General features: G+C 54.3%; 16 protein-coding genes. 5 read left to right on the forward strand and 11 right to left on the reverse strand.

Features of this window, described 5'->3' with window-relative positions; translation table 11 throughout:
- Positions 1 to 47: 47 nt before the first annotated feature.
- The 3 genes from pabA to ppiA form a co-directional block, all read right to left on the reverse strand.
- Positions 48 to 611 carry an aminodeoxychorismate synthase component 2 gene (pabA, locus tag MUU47_RS13245; RefSeq protein WP_258988631.1) on the reverse strand — a complete coding sequence of 188 codons (564 nt, stop codon included), beginning with the start codon at positions 609 to 611 and terminating at the stop codon, positions 48 to 50.
- Between the two features lie 31 nt (positions 612 to 642).
- On the reverse strand, positions 643 to 1242 hold the full coding sequence (locus MUU47_RS13250; protein WP_258988632.1) for a putative adenosine monophosphate-protein transferase Fic: 600 nt from the start codon (positions 1240 to 1242) through the stop codon (positions 643 to 645).
- A gap of 106 nt (positions 1243 to 1348) precedes the next feature.
- A complete protein-coding gene (gene ppiA, locus MUU47_RS13255) occupies positions 1349 to 1921 on the reverse strand; it encodes a peptidylprolyl isomerase A (RefSeq protein ID WP_258988633.1) in 573 nt (190 codons plus the stop codon).
- Between the two features lie 279 nt (positions 1922 to 2200).
- Here ppiA and tsgA point away from each other — a divergent pair, with 279 nt between their 5' ends.
- Positions 2201 to 3385, forward strand: coding sequence for an MFS transporter TsgA (tsgA, locus tag MUU47_RS13260; protein WP_258988634.1), 1185 nt, complete (start codon positions 2201 to 2203; stop codon positions 3383 to 3385).
- Between the two features lie 9 nt (positions 3386 to 3394).
- Here tsgA and MUU47_RS13265 read toward each other — a convergent pair whose 3' ends face one another.
- Positions 3395 to 4711, reverse strand: a complete 1317-nt coding sequence (locus tag MUU47_RS13265; RefSeq protein ID WP_258988635.1) for a cytosine deaminase — start codon at positions 4709 to 4711, stop codon at positions 3395 to 3397.
- Between the two features lie 239 nt (positions 4712 to 4950).
- Here MUU47_RS13265 and nirB point away from each other — a divergent pair, with 239 nt between their 5' ends.
- From nirB to MUU47_RS13285, 4 genes are all read left to right on the forward strand, one after another.
- Positions 4951 to 7494 (forward strand): nitrite reductase large subunit NirB, encoded by a 2544-nt coding sequence (gene nirB, locus MUU47_RS13270; protein ID WP_258988636.1) that lies wholly within the window; start codon positions 4951 to 4953, stop codon positions 7492 to 7494.
- Entirely contained in the window at positions 7491 to 7817 is a 327-nt protein-coding gene (gene nirD / locus MUU47_RS13275) for a nitrite reductase small subunit NirD (RefSeq protein ID WP_258988637.1), read from the forward strand. The genes nirB and nirD overlap by 4 nt, the downstream gene beginning before the upstream one ends.
- Before the next feature lie 60 nt (positions 7818 to 7877).
- Positions 7878 to 9251, forward strand: coding sequence for a siroheme synthase CysG (gene cysG / locus MUU47_RS13280; RefSeq protein ID WP_258988638.1), 1374 nt, complete (start codon positions 7878 to 7880; stop codon positions 9249 to 9251).
- A 252-nt stretch (positions 9252 to 9503) separates the two neighbouring features.
- Positions 9504 to 9671 (forward strand): DUF4223 family protein, encoded by a 168-nt coding sequence (locus MUU47_RS13285; RefSeq protein ID WP_258988639.1) that lies wholly within the window; start codon positions 9504 to 9506, stop codon positions 9669 to 9671.
- A 67-nt stretch (positions 9672 to 9738) separates the two neighbouring features.
- On the opposite strand, the gene trpS is transcribed toward MUU47_RS13285, so the two are convergent.
- The 7 genes from trpS to aroK form a co-directional block, all read right to left on the reverse strand.
- Entirely contained in the window at positions 9739 to 10743 is a 1005-nt protein-coding gene (trpS, locus tag MUU47_RS13290) for a tryptophan--tRNA ligase (protein WP_258988640.1), read from the reverse strand.
- On the reverse strand, positions 10736 to 11497 hold the full coding sequence (gene gph / locus MUU47_RS13295; RefSeq protein WP_258988641.1) for a phosphoglycolate phosphatase: 762 nt from the start codon (positions 11495 to 11497) through the stop codon (positions 10736 to 10738). Before gph ends, trpS begins: the two co-directional genes overlap by 8 nt.
- Positions 11490 to 12167, reverse strand: coding sequence for a ribulose-phosphate 3-epimerase (gene rpe, locus MUU47_RS13300; RefSeq protein ID WP_258988642.1), 678 nt, complete (start codon positions 12165 to 12167; stop codon positions 11490 to 11492). Before rpe ends, gph begins: the two co-directional genes overlap by 8 nt.
- A 20-nt stretch (positions 12168 to 12187) precedes the next feature.
- Positions 12188 to 13009: an adenine-specific DNA-methyltransferase gene (gene dam, locus MUU47_RS13305; protein ID WP_258988644.1), complete on the reverse strand. Its 822-nt coding sequence runs from the start codon at positions 13007 to 13009 to the stop codon at positions 12188 to 12190.
- A gap of 120 nt (positions 13010 to 13129) precedes the next feature.
- Positions 13130 to 14464: a cell division protein DamX gene (gene damX, locus MUU47_RS13310; protein WP_258988646.1), complete on the reverse strand. Its 1335-nt coding sequence runs from the start codon at positions 14462 to 14464 to the stop codon at positions 13130 to 13132.
- Positions 14465 to 14553: 89 nt separating this feature from the next.
- A complete protein-coding gene (gene aroB / locus MUU47_RS13315; protein WP_258988647.1) occupies positions 14554 to 15642 on the reverse strand; it encodes a 3-dehydroquinate synthase in 1089 nt (362 codons plus the stop codon).
- Between the two features lie 171 nt (positions 15643 to 15813).
- Entirely contained in the window at positions 15814 to 16335 is a 522-nt protein-coding gene (aroK, locus tag MUU47_RS13320; RefSeq protein WP_110511784.1) for a shikimate kinase AroK, read from the reverse strand.
- Positions 16336 to 16421: the final 86 nt, after the last annotated feature.

Here is a 16421-nt window from a genome sequence, read left to right on the forward strand (position 1 = left end):
TAATAATCACAAAATATGCATAATAAATCACTTCATGGCAAGATGAATTATCGCTTGAGGAAGTTTTTTAGAAGTTGATGCCCCTGCTCGCTAAGGATACTTTCCGGGTGAAACTGCACCCCTTCCAGGTCCCATTCGCGATGGCGAATCCCCATAATTTCACCGGTTTCGCTCAGCGCGGTAATTTCAAATTCTGCAGGCAGCGTAGGTGGGTCAATGACCAGAGAGTGATAGCGCGTAACGGTGAGAGGATTATTCAGTCCGGCGAATACGCCAGTGCCAGTGTGCGTCACCGGGGAGGTTTTGCCATGCATGACTTTTGCCGCCCGCACGATGGTGGCGCCGAAGACCTGCGCGATGGCCTGATGACCGAGGCAAACGCCGAGAATGGGGGTTTTACCCGCGTAACGGCGAATCACCTCAAGTGAAATCCCGGACTCGTCCGGCGTGCAGGGGCCAGGGGAAATCACGATTTTAGCCGGAGACAACCGGGCGATTTCATCCAGCGTGATGTCATCGTTACGCCTGACCCGCACCTCGGCACCCAGCTCGCAAAAGTACTGGTAAAGGTTCCAGGTGAACGAATCGTAGTTATCAATAAGCAGGATCATAGCGGCTCCGGTGACAGCAAACCGCGCTATTCTACTCAGTTTCCTGCGCTTCGCTCACCACTTTAGTGAACAGCGTCATCAGCGGCTGTAAATCCCCCAGCGTCCCGCTCTGGTTCGCCTGACTCCAGGTTTGCGGGTCGACGACACTCCAGTCCAGCACATAGCCCGCGTGGATCGCCAACTGCTCGAAGAACACGCGCTGCGCCCGGCCACTGCCGACGAAGAACGGATGCAACACATTAATTTCACAGTAATAGTGCGCCAGGCGCTTAATGAACTCTTCTTTGGGAAGTGCGACGAGGTAATGCTCGTCTTCCAGCGCCTGCATCAGGTCGTTGCCTTCGTTTTCGATGTACTCCAAATGGCAGAAACGGGTATCGCCCTTGGAAATATCAACCTCACGCAGTTCTCCTGCCCAATCCCAGGCATCCTGGAAAAGCTGCTGGTGAATGGCGCATAACCATGGCAGACCGCGATGTAGCGGGCCAAGCTCAAGCGTGGCGACTCGCTGTGCAAAGAGCGCGTCTTGCGCGTGGGGTTCAGGCACGTCCAGCCGACAGCTGGCCTCAAACGAGCGACCACGCCGCTGTTCCCACAGTCGGATTTTTTGCTTATCGGTGAGCTTTTTCATCTGGACCTCCCTGACGGTTCCCCTTTTGCCACAAGTATAAGCAGCAATTTCGGGTTATGCAGGAAGGCCAGCATAACGCGGGCTGAGCGGCCCGCGTCTGGAAGGATTACGGCAGGACTTTCGCAGAGAGGATAACGACCGGTTTTGTCGGCACATTCTGGTAAGGACCGACGTCATGGGAAGCCACCTGGGAAATTTTGTCGGCTACGTCCATGCCTTTCACAACTTTACCAAACACTGCATATCCAAAATCACGCTGGCCGTGGTCGAGGAACGCATTGTCTGCGACGTTGATGAAGAACTGGCTGGTTGCGCTGTCTTTGTCGGCAGTACGCGCCATGGAAACGGTGCCGCGGGTGTTACGCAGGCCGTTGTCGCCTTCGTTTTTGATAGGTGGATTAGGCTGTTTCTGCTGCATCTGCTCGGTGAAACCGCCGCCCTGGATCATAAAGCCCGGGATAACACGGTGGAACGTCGTGTTGTTATAGAAACCGCTGTTCACGTAGCTCACGAAGTTCTCAACGGAAATCGGGGCTTTCTGGCTGTTCAGCTCCAGCTCAATATTACCGGCGGAGGTGGTCAGCAATACGTGCGGATCTGCTTTTGCCGCCATGGCTGCAGGTGAGATTGCCGAAATTGCAAATACAGCCGCGACGGCAGCCAGAGTAGATTTGAGCATGTGAATTCCTTAAGCGGGAACGAGAGAGCCTGCGAATCGCTTGATTCTAAAAGGCTCTCGACTCGCAGACCAGCCTTTTACTAAAGTTTACTCAACAGACACAGTTGTAACCTGGTGAGGAGTGTAAGAGGCAATGTGAAATTGTGACAAACATCACATTGTATTATTAATTATTTCATCGTTTTCAGAATAAATATTTGCCTCGGTCACTGTAACGCATAAAATCTGTCCACCCCGCGCATTGTCAATGCGTTTTACAGTTCTATTCACAGGCCAGACATGACTAACAGCAATCGCATCAAGCTCACATGGATCAGCTTTTTCTCCTACGCGCTTACCGGCGCGTTGGTGATCGTCACCGGAATGGTGATGGGAAATATCGCCGATTATTTCCACCTGCCGGTTTCCAGCATGAGCAACACCTTCACTTTCCTGAACGCCGGGATCCTGATTTCTATCTTCCTGAACGCCTGGCTGATGGAAATCGTACCGCTGAAAACGCAGCTGCGTTTCGGCTTTATCCTGATGGTTCTTGCTGTCGCCGGTCTGATGACCAGCCATAGCCTCGCATTGTTCTCTGCCTCAATGTTCGTTCTGGGGCTGGTCAGCGGTATTACTATGTCTATCGGGACATTCCTCATCACTCACATGTACGAAGGCCGTCAGCGTGGCGCACGCCTGCTGTTTACCGACTCCTTCTTCAGCATGGCGGGGATGATTTTCCCGATGGTTGCCGCGTGGCTGCTGGCGCGAAGCATTGAATGGTATTGGGTGTACGCCTGCATCGGTCTGGTGTACGTCGCGATTTTCGTCCTGACTTTCGGCTGTGACTTCCCGGTTCTGGGTAAAAAAGCCGGGCAAAGCGCGCAGCCGGTCGCTAAAGAAAAATGGGGCATTGGCGTTCTGTTTCTGTCCGTGGCGGCGCTGTGCTACATCCTCGGCCAGTTGGGCTTTATCTCCTGGGTGCCGGAATACGCGAAAAGCCTGGGCATGAGCCTGAGTGATGCGGGCCAGCTGGTGAGTGATTTCTGGATGTCTTACATGTTCGGCATGTGGGCGTTTAGCTTCATCCTGCGTTTCTTCGACCTGCAACGCATTCTGATGGTGCTGGCTGGCATGGCAACCGTGCTGATGTATCTGTTCATCAACGGTTCGCCGGAGCACATGCCGTGGTTCATTCTGACCCTGGGCTTCTTCTCCAGCGCCATTTACACCTCAATTATTACCCTTGGCTCGCAGCAAACCAAAGTGGCGTCACCGAAGCTGGTGAACTTCGTCCTGACCTGCGGCACTATCGGCACCATGCTGACCTTCGTGGTCACCGGCCCGATTGTGGCACACAGCGGCCCTCTGGCAGCGCTGCACACCGCAAATGGCCTGTATGCAGTGGTGTTCGTGATGTGTGTGGTTCTGGGCTTTGTCAGCCGCCACCGTCAGCACAACACGGCGGCAGCCAGCCACTAAGCTCTGTTATTACGCCCCTTTGCGCTCAGCGAAGGGGCTATTTTTCGTAAAAGACAACTCCTCACCCCCGATATCGGTCTGTACCCAGGTTTGCGCCAGCTGCGTCGTCGCAATGACTCTGCCCTGACGAATGGACCAGCGCACCGGAACCTGACACCGCACCGCCTCAAAGCCGTTCTCGGCAGGCAGAATAATCAGATTCGCCACCTTGCCTACGTCGATACCATAATCCACCACACCGAAAGTACGGGCGCTATTATGGGTAATCAAATTCAGCCCGTCGTTAATCTGCTGATAGCCCATCATCTGACATACATGCAGGCCCATATGCAGCACCTGCAGCATGTTGCCGGTGCCGAGCGGATACCACGGGTCAAACACATCATCATGGCCAAAGCAGACGTTGATGCCCGCGCCGAGCAGCTCTTTCACTCGCGTGATGCCGCGACGTTTCGGATAGTCGTCGAAACGGCCTTGCAGATGAATGTTCACCAGCGGGTTAGCCACAAAGTTAATGCCTGACATCTTCAGCAAACGAAACAGCCGCGAGGTATATGCCCCGTTATACGAATGCATCGCCGTGGTGTGACTGGCGGTAACACGTGGGCCGATACCCTCTTTCAGAGCCAGTGCCGCCACAGTTTCGACAAAGCGGGACTGTTCGTCGTCGATTTCATCACAGTGAATATCCAGTGGTCGATCGTATTTCTTCGCCAGCGCGAAGGCGATGTGCAGCGACTCTACGCCGTATTCGCGGGTAAATTCAAAATGCGGGATGGCGCCGACCACATCCGCTCCAAGCTGCAAGGCTTTCTCCAGCAGCGCCACGCCGTCGGGGTAGGACAAAATCCCTTCCTGCGGAAACGCGACAATCTGCAGCTCAACCCACGGCGCGACGTCTTTCTTCACTTCCAGCATCGCTTTCAGCGCCGTCAACGTCGGGTCGGAGACATCAACATGAGTGCGCACGAACTGGATCCCGTTGGCGATTTGCCATTTCAACGTCTTCCACGCCCGGGTTTTTACGTCGTCATGGGTGAGCATCGCCTTACGTTCGGCCCAGCGCTCAATGCCTTCAAACAGCGTGCCGGACTGGTTCCAGCCTGGCTCCCCGGCAGTTTGGGTGGTATCCAGATGAATATGCGGTTCGATAAACGGCGGAAGAGCCAGGCCACCGCGCGCATTGAGAACTTCGATACTGTCGTGACGGGACTCACCCATAGGAGTAATCGCCTGGAAACGTCCATCCTCGATACTCAGTTGCCACAATCCTTCGCGCTCTGGCAAACGCACGTTCTCAATCAGCCATAACGGTGTCGTGCCCATCTTCATTCTCCCGAATCGGCGCGGTGAACGCCCTGATTCATTTTTAGGTTAAAACCCGCATTTTTTGTACATTATTTCAGCAACCAAGAAAACTCTGTCATTTCCGTTACTTATAAAAATCCTGACAAATCAATTAACTACCCATTAAGGGGTAGGTAAAGGCGTATTTGATTCACATCAATAAGTAACCATGCTGAATCGTTAAGGTAGGTGGTAATAGAAAAGAAATCGAGGCAAAAATGAGCAAAGTCAGACTCGCTATTATCGGTAACGGCATGGTCGGTCACCGCTTTATTGAGGATCTTCTCGATAAAGCCCCGGCGGACCAGTTTGAGATTACCATCTTCTGTGAAGAACCCCGTATCGCCTACGACCGCGTCCATCTTTCATCTTACTTCTCTCACCATACTGCGGAAGAACTTTCGCTGGTACGTGAAGGATATTATGAGAAACATGGCGTTAAAGTTCTGCTTGGCGAACGCGCTATCACCATAAACCGTCAGGAAAAGGTGATTCACTCAAGTGCGGGTCGTTCGGTGTTTTACGACAAATTGATCATGGCGACGGGTTCTTACCCGTGGATTCCCCCGATCAAAGGCTCTGAAACGCAGGATTGCTTTGTTTACCGCACCATCGAAGACCTCAACGCCATCGAAGCCTGCGCCCGTCGCAGCAAGCGTGGCGCAGTGGTCGGCGGCGGCCTGCTTGGTCTGGAAGCCGCTGGCGCACTGAAAAATCTCGGCGTCGAAACCCACGTTATCGAATTTGCCCCGATGCTGATGGCGGAACAGCTTGATCCAATGGGCGGCGACCAGCTGAAGCGCAAAATCGAAAGCCTCGGCGTAAAAGTCCACACCAGCAAAAATACCAAAGAGATCGTCCAGGAAGGCACTGAAGGGCGTAAGACCATGCGCTTCGCCGACGGTAGCGAGCTCGAAATCGATTTCATCGTTTTCTCCACCGGTATTCGTCCACGCGACAAACTGGCGACGCAATGCGGCCTGGCTACCGGCCAGCGCGGCGGGATCATGGTGAATGACACCTGTCAGACGTCCGACCCGGATATCTACGCTATCGGCGAATGCGCCAGCTGGAACAACCGTGTCTATGGTCTGGTTGCACCGGGCTACAAAATGGCTCAGGTCGCCGTCGATCACATCCTCGGCAAAGAAAATGTCTTTGAAGGCGCGGACCTCAGCGCCAAGCTGAAACTGCTCGGCGTAGACGTCGGCGGGATCGGTGACGCACACGGCCGTACGCCAGGCGCACGTAGCTATGTTTATCTCGACGAAAGCAAAGAAGTCTACAAACGCCTGATTGTCAGCCCTGACAACAAAACCTTGCTCGGCGCGGTACTGGTCGGTGATACCAGCGACTTTGGCAACCTGCTGCAGCTGGTACTGAACGCCATCGAACTGCCGGAAAACCCGGACGCGCTGATCCTGCCTGCTCATGCGGCGAACGGCAAACCGGCGATTGGCGTCGACAAACTCCCGGACAGCGCACAGATTTGTTCCTGCTTCGACGTCACCAAAGGTGACCTGGTCAGCGCCATCAATAAGGGCTGCCACACCGTTGCCGCTCTGAAGGCAGAAACCAAGGCCGGAACCGGCTGCGGCGGCTGTATTCCGCTGGTGACACAGGTCCTGAACGCTGAACTGGCGAAACAGGGCATCGAGGTGAACAACAACCTCTGCGAACACTTCGCGTTCTCCCGTCAGGAGCTGTACCACCTGATCCGCGTGGAAGGCATTAAAACCTTCGACGAACTGCTGAAAAAATATGGCAAAGGCTACGGCTGCGAAGTGTGTAAGCCAACCGTCGGCTCCCTGCTGGCTTCCTGCTGGAATGAGTACATCCTCAAGCCGCAGCACACGCCGTTGCAGGACACCAACGACAACTTCCTCGCCAACATTCAGAAAGACGGCACCTACTCGGTGATCCCACGTTCTGCTGGCGGCGAAATCACCCCGGACGGGCTGATGGCGGTCGGCCGTATCGCACAAGAATTTAATCTCTACACCAAAATCACCGGCTCCCAGCGTATCGGCCTTTTCGGTGCGCAGAAAGATGACCTGCCGGAAATCTGGCGTCAGCTGATTGATGCAGGCTTTGAAACCGGTCACGCCTATGCGAAGGCGCTGCGTATGGCGAAAACCTGCGTCGGCAGCACCTGGTGTCGTTATGGCGTGGGCGACAGCGTTGGCTTCGGCGTTCAGCTGGAAAACCGTTACAAAGGCATCCGCACCCCGCATAAAATGAAGTTTGGCGTTTCCGGCTGTACCCGTGAATGTGCGGAAGCCCAGGGTAAAGACGTCGGCATCATCGCCACCGAAAAAGGCTGGAACCTGTACGTCTGTGGTAATGGCGGGATGAAACCACGCCACGCCGATCTGCTGGCAGCCGATCTCGACGCTGAAACGCTGGTGAAATACCTCGACCGTTTCATGATGTTCTACATCCGCACCGCAGACAAACTGACCCGTACCGCGCCGTGGCTGGATAACCTGGAAGGTGGCATCGACTACCTGAAAGCGGTAATCATCGACGATAAACTCGGCCTCAACGATCATCTGGAAGAAGAGATGAGCCGCCTGCGCGCAATGTTCGCCTGCGAATGGACCGAAACCGTCAACGACCCGGCAGCACAGGGCCGCTTCAAGCATTTCGTCAACAGCCAGCAGCGCGATCCAAACGTACAGATTGTCCCTGAACGTGAACAGCATCGCCCGGCCACGCCGTACGAGCGTATCCCGGTAACTCTGGTGGAGGAAAACGTATGAGCCAGTGGGTAAATATCTGCAACATCGACGCCATCCTGCCTGCCACCGGCGTCTGCGCCTTATTAGGCCGGGAGCAGGTCGCGATTTTCCGTCCGCATCATGACCAGCAGGTTTTCGCTATCAGCAACATCGACCCGTTTTTCGGTTCAAGCGTCCTGTCTCGCGGTCTTATCGCGGAACACAACGGTGAGCTGTGGGTCGCCAGCCCGCTGAAAAAACAGCGCTTCCGTCTCAGTGACGGCCTGTGCATGGAAGATGAAAGCCACTCCATTGCACATTTTGAGGTGCGCGTGAAAGACGGTCAGGTACAATTGAAAGCCTGATGACCCTTCCGGCGGCGTTCTGCCGCCGGATTTGTTTCCCCTGTACTTAGCGAGACGCCCATGGATCACTTACCCATTTTCTGCCAGCTGCGTGGCCGTGACTGTCTGTTAGTCGGCGGCGGCGACGTAGCCGAGCGTAAAGCCCGCCTGCTGCTCGACGCGGGCGCACGCCTGACCGTTAACGCGCTCGACTTCGAACCCCAGTTCCGCGTGTGGGCCGAAGCCGGCATGCTGACGCTGGTAAAAGGTGAATTTGATTCAGCGCTGCTCGACACCTGTTGGCTGGCGATTGCTGCCACCGATAACGATGCGGTTAATGCGCGCGTCAGTACAGAAGCAGAGCAACGCCGTATTTTCTGTAACGTGGTCGATGCACCGAAACAGGCCAGCTTCATCATGCCATCGATTATCGATCGCTCGCCGCTGATGGTCGCCGTCTCTTCCGGTGGAACGTCACCGGTGCTGGCGCGCCTGCTGCGTGAAAAGCTGGAATCTCTGTTGCCGCAGCATCTCGGCCAGGTTGCCCGGTTTGCGGGCCAGCTTCGCGGGCGGGTGAAAAAGCAGTTTGCCAGCGTCGGCGAGCGTCGCCGTTTCTGGGAAAAACTGTTTGTGAATGACCGTCTGGCGCAGTCACTGGCGAATCAGGATGAAAAAGCGGTCGCGGAAACCACCGAACGCCTGCTCAGCGAGCCGCTGGATAATCGCGGTGAAGTGGTACTGGTCGGTGCCGGACCGGGTGATGCCGGGCTGCTGACGCTAAAAGGCCTGCAACAGATTCAGCAGGCTGACATCGTGGTCTATGACCGTCTGGTATCGGACGACATCATGAATCTGGTTCGCCGCGATGCCGATCGCGTTTTCGTCGGTAAACGCGCGGGATATCACTGCGTGCCGCAGGAAGAAATTAATCAAATTCTGCTGCGTGAAGCGCAAAAGGGTAAACGCGTCGTACGACTGAAAGGCGGCGATCCGTTTATCTTTGGTCGCGGTGGCGAAGAGCTGGAAACCCTGTGTAACGCCGGGATCCCGTTCTCTGTGGTTCCAGGTATTACGGCAGCCTCCGGTTGCTCTGCCTATGCGGGCATTCCGCTGACCCATCGTGATTACGCTCAAAGCGTGCGCCTGGTAACGGGCCATCTCAAATCCGGAAGCGAACTCGACTGGCATAATCTGGCGGCGGAGAAGCAAACGCTGGTGTTTTATATGGGACTAAACCAGGCGGCGACCATTCAAGCGAAACTCACCGAACACGGAATGCCGCTCAATATGCCTGTCGCGCTGGTAGAAAACGGTACCGCCGTGAACCAGCGCGTGGTCAGCGGTGACCTGGCGCAGTTGAGCGAATTGGCACAGCAGGTTGCCAGTCCGGCGCTGATCATCGTCGGCCGGGTTGTGGAACTGCGTGAAAAATTAAACTGGTATTCGAATCACTAAATAGCCTGCCGGATGCCGAATATTGTAAACAAAAAATGTATTCGGCATCCTGAACACCTTTATTAAAATGATACTTCCCACCCATGATATTCACAGTAATATTATGTCCAGATACAGACCCGTCAAAATAACAATAATCGTTGTCGCCACCCGCATAATTCCTTAAATTCACTCGCTGCCGATGATAATAGACGCGCCTCGTTTAAGCATCATCACGCTGCAACTCACTTTGTATAGTTAAGGGATTACTTCATGAAAAGAATGATAAAAATTGTAGCCTTACTGGCCGCAGTCGGCACGCTTACCGCCTGCTCCGGGCACGTTGAAAACAAAAGTAAAAGCTGTGGCTATGATTATCTTCTGCATCCTGCCATTTCTATTTCACGCATTATTGGCGGCTGTGGCCCGGCAGAATATTAATCATCAACACTGTCCATAAAATAAAAACCGGGAACTTTATCCCGGTTTTTATTATTTTCTAATATGCTTACGGCCTGGCAACAAAACCAATGGCTTCGTACACCGCTTTTAATGTTTCAGCCGCCTGAGCGCTCGCCTTCTGCGCACCTTCACGCATAATCTTCTGCAACAGTTCATTGTCGTTACGGAAGCGGTTATAACGCTCCTGCAGGTCGGTCAGCATGCCAGACACCGCCTCGGCAACTTCACCTTTCAGGTGACCATACATTTTGCCTTCGAAGTGCTGTTCCAGATCCTGAACGCTCTGACCGGTCACGCCGGAGAGGATATCCAGCAGGTTGGAGACGCCCGCTTTGTTCTGCACGTCATAGCGGATGACCGGCGGCTCTTCGGAGTCGGTCATCGCACGTTTGATTTTCTTCACAACCGATTTCGGATCTTCCAGCAGGCCGATAACGTTGTTGCGGTTATCGTCAGACTTAGACATCTTCTTGGTCGGCTCCAGCAGCGACATTACACGCGCACCGGATTTTGGAATGAATGGCTCAGGCACTTTGAACACATCACCGTAAATCGCGTTAAAGCGCTGGGCGATATCACGGCTCAGTTCCAGATGCTGTTTCTGGTCTTCACCTACCGGCACCTGATTAGTCTGATACAGCAGAATGTCTGCCGCCATCAGCACCGGATAATCGAACAGACCGGCATTGATATTCTCAGCGTAGCGCGCTGACTTGTCTTTGAACTGGGTCATGCGGCTCAGCTCGCCGAAATAGGTGTAGCAGTTCAGCGCCCAACCGAGCTGGGCATGTTCTGGCACGTGAGACTGCACGAAGATGGTACTTTTCTCCGGATCGATACCACAGGCGAGGTAAAGCGCCAGGGTGTCGAGGGTAGCTTTACGCAGCTTCTCAGGGTCCTGGCGGGCCGTAATGGCATGCAGGTCAACAATGCAGTAGATGCAATGGTAATCGTCCTGCATATTCACCCACTGACGCAGCGCACCCATATAGTTGCCAATGGTCAGTTCACCTGAGGGCTGTGCGCCACTAAATACGATGGGCTTAGTCATTTTTCACTTCCTGAATTTCACTGTGCGGGAGCCCGAGCGCGGGCAACAAATCGTTAAAGCTGTCAAAAACAAAATCGGGATTGCTGTCGGCAATGGCTTCGCCATAGTTGTAGCCATAGGTCAGGCCAATGGAACAGCAACCAGCGGCCTGAGCCGCGAGAATATCATTGCGGGAATCGCCAACAAACAGCAGCGCTTCCGGGGCCACGCCCAGTTTCTTCGCCACCAGCAGCAGCGGATCGGGGTGCGGTTTTTTGTTTTCCACGTCATCCCCACCGATCACGACGGAGAAATATTTGGCGATACCTAACGCGTCAAGGATTGGCGCGACGAACGGCGAAGGCTTGTTGGTTACCAGCCCCAACGGGAGGCCTTTGGCATGCAGCGCGCTTAACGTTTCCGCCACCGCCGGGAACAGATAGCTGCCCTCTTCGGCGAATTCTGCGTAGTAACGGTCGAAGAGTTTGCGTAGCACGCGTAGCTGCTCTTCTTGCGGAATATCGCTGTGGTCAACCGACGGTTTGCCCTGCGTTTTACGCAGGCTGGCACGCTCCTGGCGCGCCCAGGTCAGCGCGCGTTCCATTAGGACATCGGCGCCGTTACCAATCCAGGTTATCACTCGCTCTTCGCCAGCGGTCGGCAATTCCAGGGCATACAGCGCGTTGTCTACCGCTGCCGTTAAGCCTGGCGCGCTATCCACTAACGTGCCGTCGAGATCAAACGCAACGCCCTGAATGGTTTCTAATTTACTCATGACTTACCTTTACCAGTTCACTGCGCATTTCATCAATCACTTTTTTGTAGTCCGGCTGGTCGAAAATGGCCGAGCCGGCGACAAACATATCGGCACCTGCCGCAGCAATCTCACCAATGTTATTGGCTTTCACGCCACCGTCGACTTCCAGGCGAATGTCGAAACCGGAGACGTCAATCCGACGGCGTACTTCACGCAGCTTCTCAAGCGTGTGCGGAATAAAGGACTGGCCGCCGAAGCCCGGGTTAACGGACATCAGCAGGATAACATCGAGCTTATCCATCACGTGGTCGAGGTAGCTCAGTGGCGTCGCCGGATTGAGCACCAGGCCCGCTTTACAGCCATGCTCTTTAATCAGCTGCAAAGAACGATCGACGTGTTCAGAGGCTTCCGGATGGAAAGTGATAATGCTGGCGCCTGCAGCAGCGAAATCAGGAATGATGCGGTCGACGGGTTTGACCATCAGATGCACGTCAATCGGAGCGGTGATACCGTATTTGCGCAGGGCTTTGAGCACCATCGGGCCCATCGTCAGATTGGGTACGTAATGGTTGTCCATCACGTCGAAGTGAACAACATCGCCACCTGCCGCCAGAGCCTTCGCGGTATCTTCACCCAGACGGGCAAAGTCGGCCGACAGAATCGAAGGGGCAATCAAATACTGTTTCATCCGCATCTCCTTGAAAACGATTATGGTTTTGCCGGGCGATACAGCGCCAGCAGTTCATCCACCTTTTTGCGCGTGCCACCATTGCTGCTGATGCTGCGCCGGACTTTAACCTGAAATTGTTTTGCTGCTTTGTACCACTCACGCGTATCGGGCGTGTCATGGTTCGAAATTAACACCGGAATTTGGTTGCTGACCAGTTTTTCCGCCATTTCGGCCAAGTGCGCTTGCTGCGCCGGGCTAAAGCTGTTGGTGTGGTAGGCGGTAAAATTGGCGGTCGCGGACAGCGGCGCGTACGGCGGATCGCAGTACACCACGGAGTCTTTGTCCGCCATCGCCATACAGTCCTCGTAGGACATGCAGTGGAATTCTGCGTTCTGCGCCTTGTGCGCAAAATGGTTTAACTCGGCTTCCGGGAAGTACGGCTTTTTATAACGGCCAAACGGTACGTTGAACTCGCCCTTCATGTTATAGCGGCATAAGCCGTTGTAGCCATGACGGTTCAGATACAAAAACAGCACCGCACGACGCAGCGGCTCCCGGCATTGATTGAACTCGGTCCGCAGCTGGTAATAGATTTCAGCATTGTTATTCGCTGGGACAAACATCGCCTGCGCGGCAGAGATGTACTCAGCGGTCTGCATTTTGACAATGTTATAGAGATCAATCAGATCGCTGTTGATATCAGCGAGAATATAGCGGGAATAGCGGGTATTCAGGAATACGGAACCGGCCCCGACGAAGGGCTCGATCAAACATTCGCCTTGTGGCAGATGTTTTTCAATATCGTTCAGCAGAGGATATTTACCCCCTGCCCATTTCAAAAAAGCGCGATTTTTTTTCATGCTGTCTGGCTACTTACACTTTCTCCGGCTGAGGAGAAAAGCTCCTGCAGCATCCTGCGCTTAAAAACACATTCGCCTTCAGCCCGCAAATGCAGACTGAAGGCGCTGTGTCATGTACTGCTATTGTTTCAGGTCGGACTGAACCTGATGCAACGGTTTCGCCCATGGGTTTTTCGCCTGGACATTGGCAGGCAGCGCAGCAACGGCACGTTTCGCATCGTCTTTTGTCGCATACATACCACTGACCAGCACATACCAAGGCTGACCGTTACGGGTCGTCTGGTAGACCACGTACTTCTGGATGTTCTCTTTCTTCGCCCAGTTGTTCAGGTTGTCATAGTTTGACGAGCTGCTGAGCTGCAGGGTGTACTGCGAACCCGGAGCAGTTTTGAGCGAGCCAACATCACCGGTTTCTTTACCCGCTGCGGCCGCAGTCGCTGCCGTTGCAGTCGCTGCTGCGGCTGGCGCTGCTGCGGCTGGCGCGGTGGTCGTTGCTGCCGGTTTTGCGGTGCTGGTTGCAGCAGGCTTAGCCGGCTCTACCACTGGTGCGGTAGATTTTGCTGGCGTGCTGGTCGCCGCAGTTTCAGTGTGCTTAGGCTGCGCAACCGGCTTAGGCTCTACGGCTTTCGCTGTCGCCTGTGGTTTGCTCTGCGGCTTCGGCTCGATCACAGCGTGTTTACGCTCTGGACGGGTCGTAGCAGCAGGTGCGCTTTCTGCGGTGTTGGTTGCCTGACGTGAAGCACTACCATTACGCACTGGCGCAACGGTTGCTGGTTCTGTCGGCAGTGTGGAGTTTGCAACGGCACCGTCAATCTGGCCCTGCTGTTGAGTCAGCGCATTGTTCAGGTCACCCTGCACTTCGACACGCTGTTGGCCTTGCGGCGCAGCAGTATTCTGACCCTGAGTTGGGGTAGAAGAGATTGGCGGCAGAGAAACGTCCTGCTGGGAATTCGCGGCATTCGGATCCACTGGCGCAGTGCCAGGGGCAGGCTGAGCGCCATTAGCCTGATCGGCTGGTGCTCCGTTGTTCGCGGCCAGATCGATGCTCTTCGCATCAGTAGAAGCTTGCTCGCTGGAAGATGACGGCGCTTTCAGCGCAGAGCCAATCCCAACAATCAGCAGCAGCAGAACCAGAATACCCACACCCATCATGATGTACTGTCGGGAAGCCGGTTTACTGGCTGGCTTTTTTTTGCGTTTACGCGGGCGTTGCTCTACAGGCTCTTCCGCGTCGAGATCTTCTTCAGACTCGTCGTAATACGCTTCTTCATCTTGTTCCTCGCGCTCTTCACGTACCTTACGGGTACGCGACGGGCGGCGTTCGTCGGCGTCGAGATCGACGTCATCGAAGTTAATCTGCTGATCGTTTTCACGATCGGAAGATTGACGGGAACGACCAGCACGACGATCGCTGGGATCGGGCTTCAGATCGTCTTCTGGTTTGAATTCATCCATTTAACACCCCACTAAAAGGCTTATGCCAACGACACTTGCACATCACCTGAAGTTAAACGCCGCTATTGCGGCATGACCTTTCTTATTAGTTACGCCTGCTGGCAATCAGCAATGGCGCCAAGAACTACATCGTGCGCAACACCGCCACGCACCTCACTTTTGCCAATCGAAAGCGGCAAAACCAAACGCATCTCGCCGGCGAGTACCTTTTTATCCCGCATCATGTGCGGAAGGTACGCGTCGGGAGACATTTCACGCGGGCCGGAGACCGGCAACTTTGCCCGTTCGAGCAGGGCAATAATCCGCTGTGTATCTTTTGCCTCAAACTGACCGAGGCGCTCCGAAGCGTGTGCCGCCATGACCATTCCGGCCGCGACCGCCTCACCGTGAAGCCAGTTACCGTAACCCATTTCGGCTTCGATAGCGTGACCAAAGGTGTGCCCCAGATTGAGTAAAGCACGTAAGCCGGTTTCGCGCTCGTCTGCGGCAACAACTTCGGCTTTCAGCTCACAACAGCGACGAATACAGTAGGCCATTGCTTTTTCATCAAGGGCCATCACTGCATCGATGTTGTTTTCGAGCCAGGAGAAGAATTCTGCATCCAGAATGATGCCGTACTTGATAACCTCGGCCAGGCCGGAGGAAAGTTCACGCGCAGGGAGCGTTTTCAGGCAATCAAGATCGATAACTACATTCACCGGCTGCCAGAAGGCGCCAATCATGTTTTTACCGAGGGGATGGTTAACGGCTGTTTTTCCGCCAACAGAGGAATCGACCTGTGACAATAACGTGGTCGGCACCTGGATAAAGCGCACGCCGCGCTGATAGCTTGCAGCCGCAAATCCGGTGAGATCGCCTACCACGCCGCCACCGAGGGCAACCAGTGTAGTATCACGACCATGAGGCTTTTGCAGTAACGCGGTGAAGACCGTTTCCATCACTGCCAGCGTCTTGTACTTCTCGCCATCAGGAATGATAACGCTGTCGACTTTCACGCCAGCCTGTTCAAGCACTGAACGTACCTTGTCCAGATAGACTGGTGCCAGCGTTTCGTTGGTGACCAGCATTGCCTGATCGCCCGACTTCAGTGGCAGGAAAGAAGCTGGATCGTTAAACAAACCAGCCGCGATGGTAATCGGGTAACTACGTTCCCCGAGAGTTACTGTGATCCTCTCCATAACGCGACGTCCACCTTGGTTACTAGCATTTACTGGCTATCTACACGTAATCCTTCAGGCTGCTCGCTGGTCGGTTGCTTTCGCTCCCCGATTGCTGACAGATGTCAGCAAGAGTTCACGCCGTTGCCGCCATGATGCAGCTTGAACGATTTCGTATAGCGTTGACCAGAATCAGTTACTTTCCAGCATATTAATAATCTGGTTTGCCACCACTTTCGCGCTCTGATCGTCAGTGCGGATTGTGACATCGGCAATTTCTTCGTATAAAGGATTACGCTCGCCTGCCAACGCTTCCAGGACTTCACGCGGTGGCGTTTCAACCTGCAGCAGCGGACGCTTTTTATCACGTTGCGTACGCGCCAATTGCTTCTCAATTGTGGTTTCGAGGTACACCACAACGCCGCGAGCGGAGAGACGATTGCGCGTTTCACGGGATTTCACAGAGCCGCCGCCAGTTGCCAGCACAATTCCCTGCTTTTCCGTCAATTCATTGATGATTTTTTCTTCGCGGTCACGGAAACCGTCTTCGCCTTCGACATCAAAGACCCAGCCCACGTCAGCGCCAGTGCGTTTCTCAATCTCTTGATCAGAATCGTAAAATTCCATATTGAGCTGTTGAGCTAACTGGCGCCCAATAGTGCTTTTGCCGGCACCCATAGGCCCAACCAGAAAGATATTGCGTTTCTCTGCCATTTTTTCGGTACTACTAAGACTATTTCGTTAATAATAAACCCGCGACGCGAACCACAACGGCGACGCCAGGCATGAACTGAAACCTC

The sequence above is a fragment of the Scandinavium hiltneri genome (genome assembly GCF_024764835.1).
Lineage (GTDB): Bacteria > Pseudomonadota > Gammaproteobacteria > Enterobacterales > Enterobacteriaceae > Scandinavium > Scandinavium hiltneri.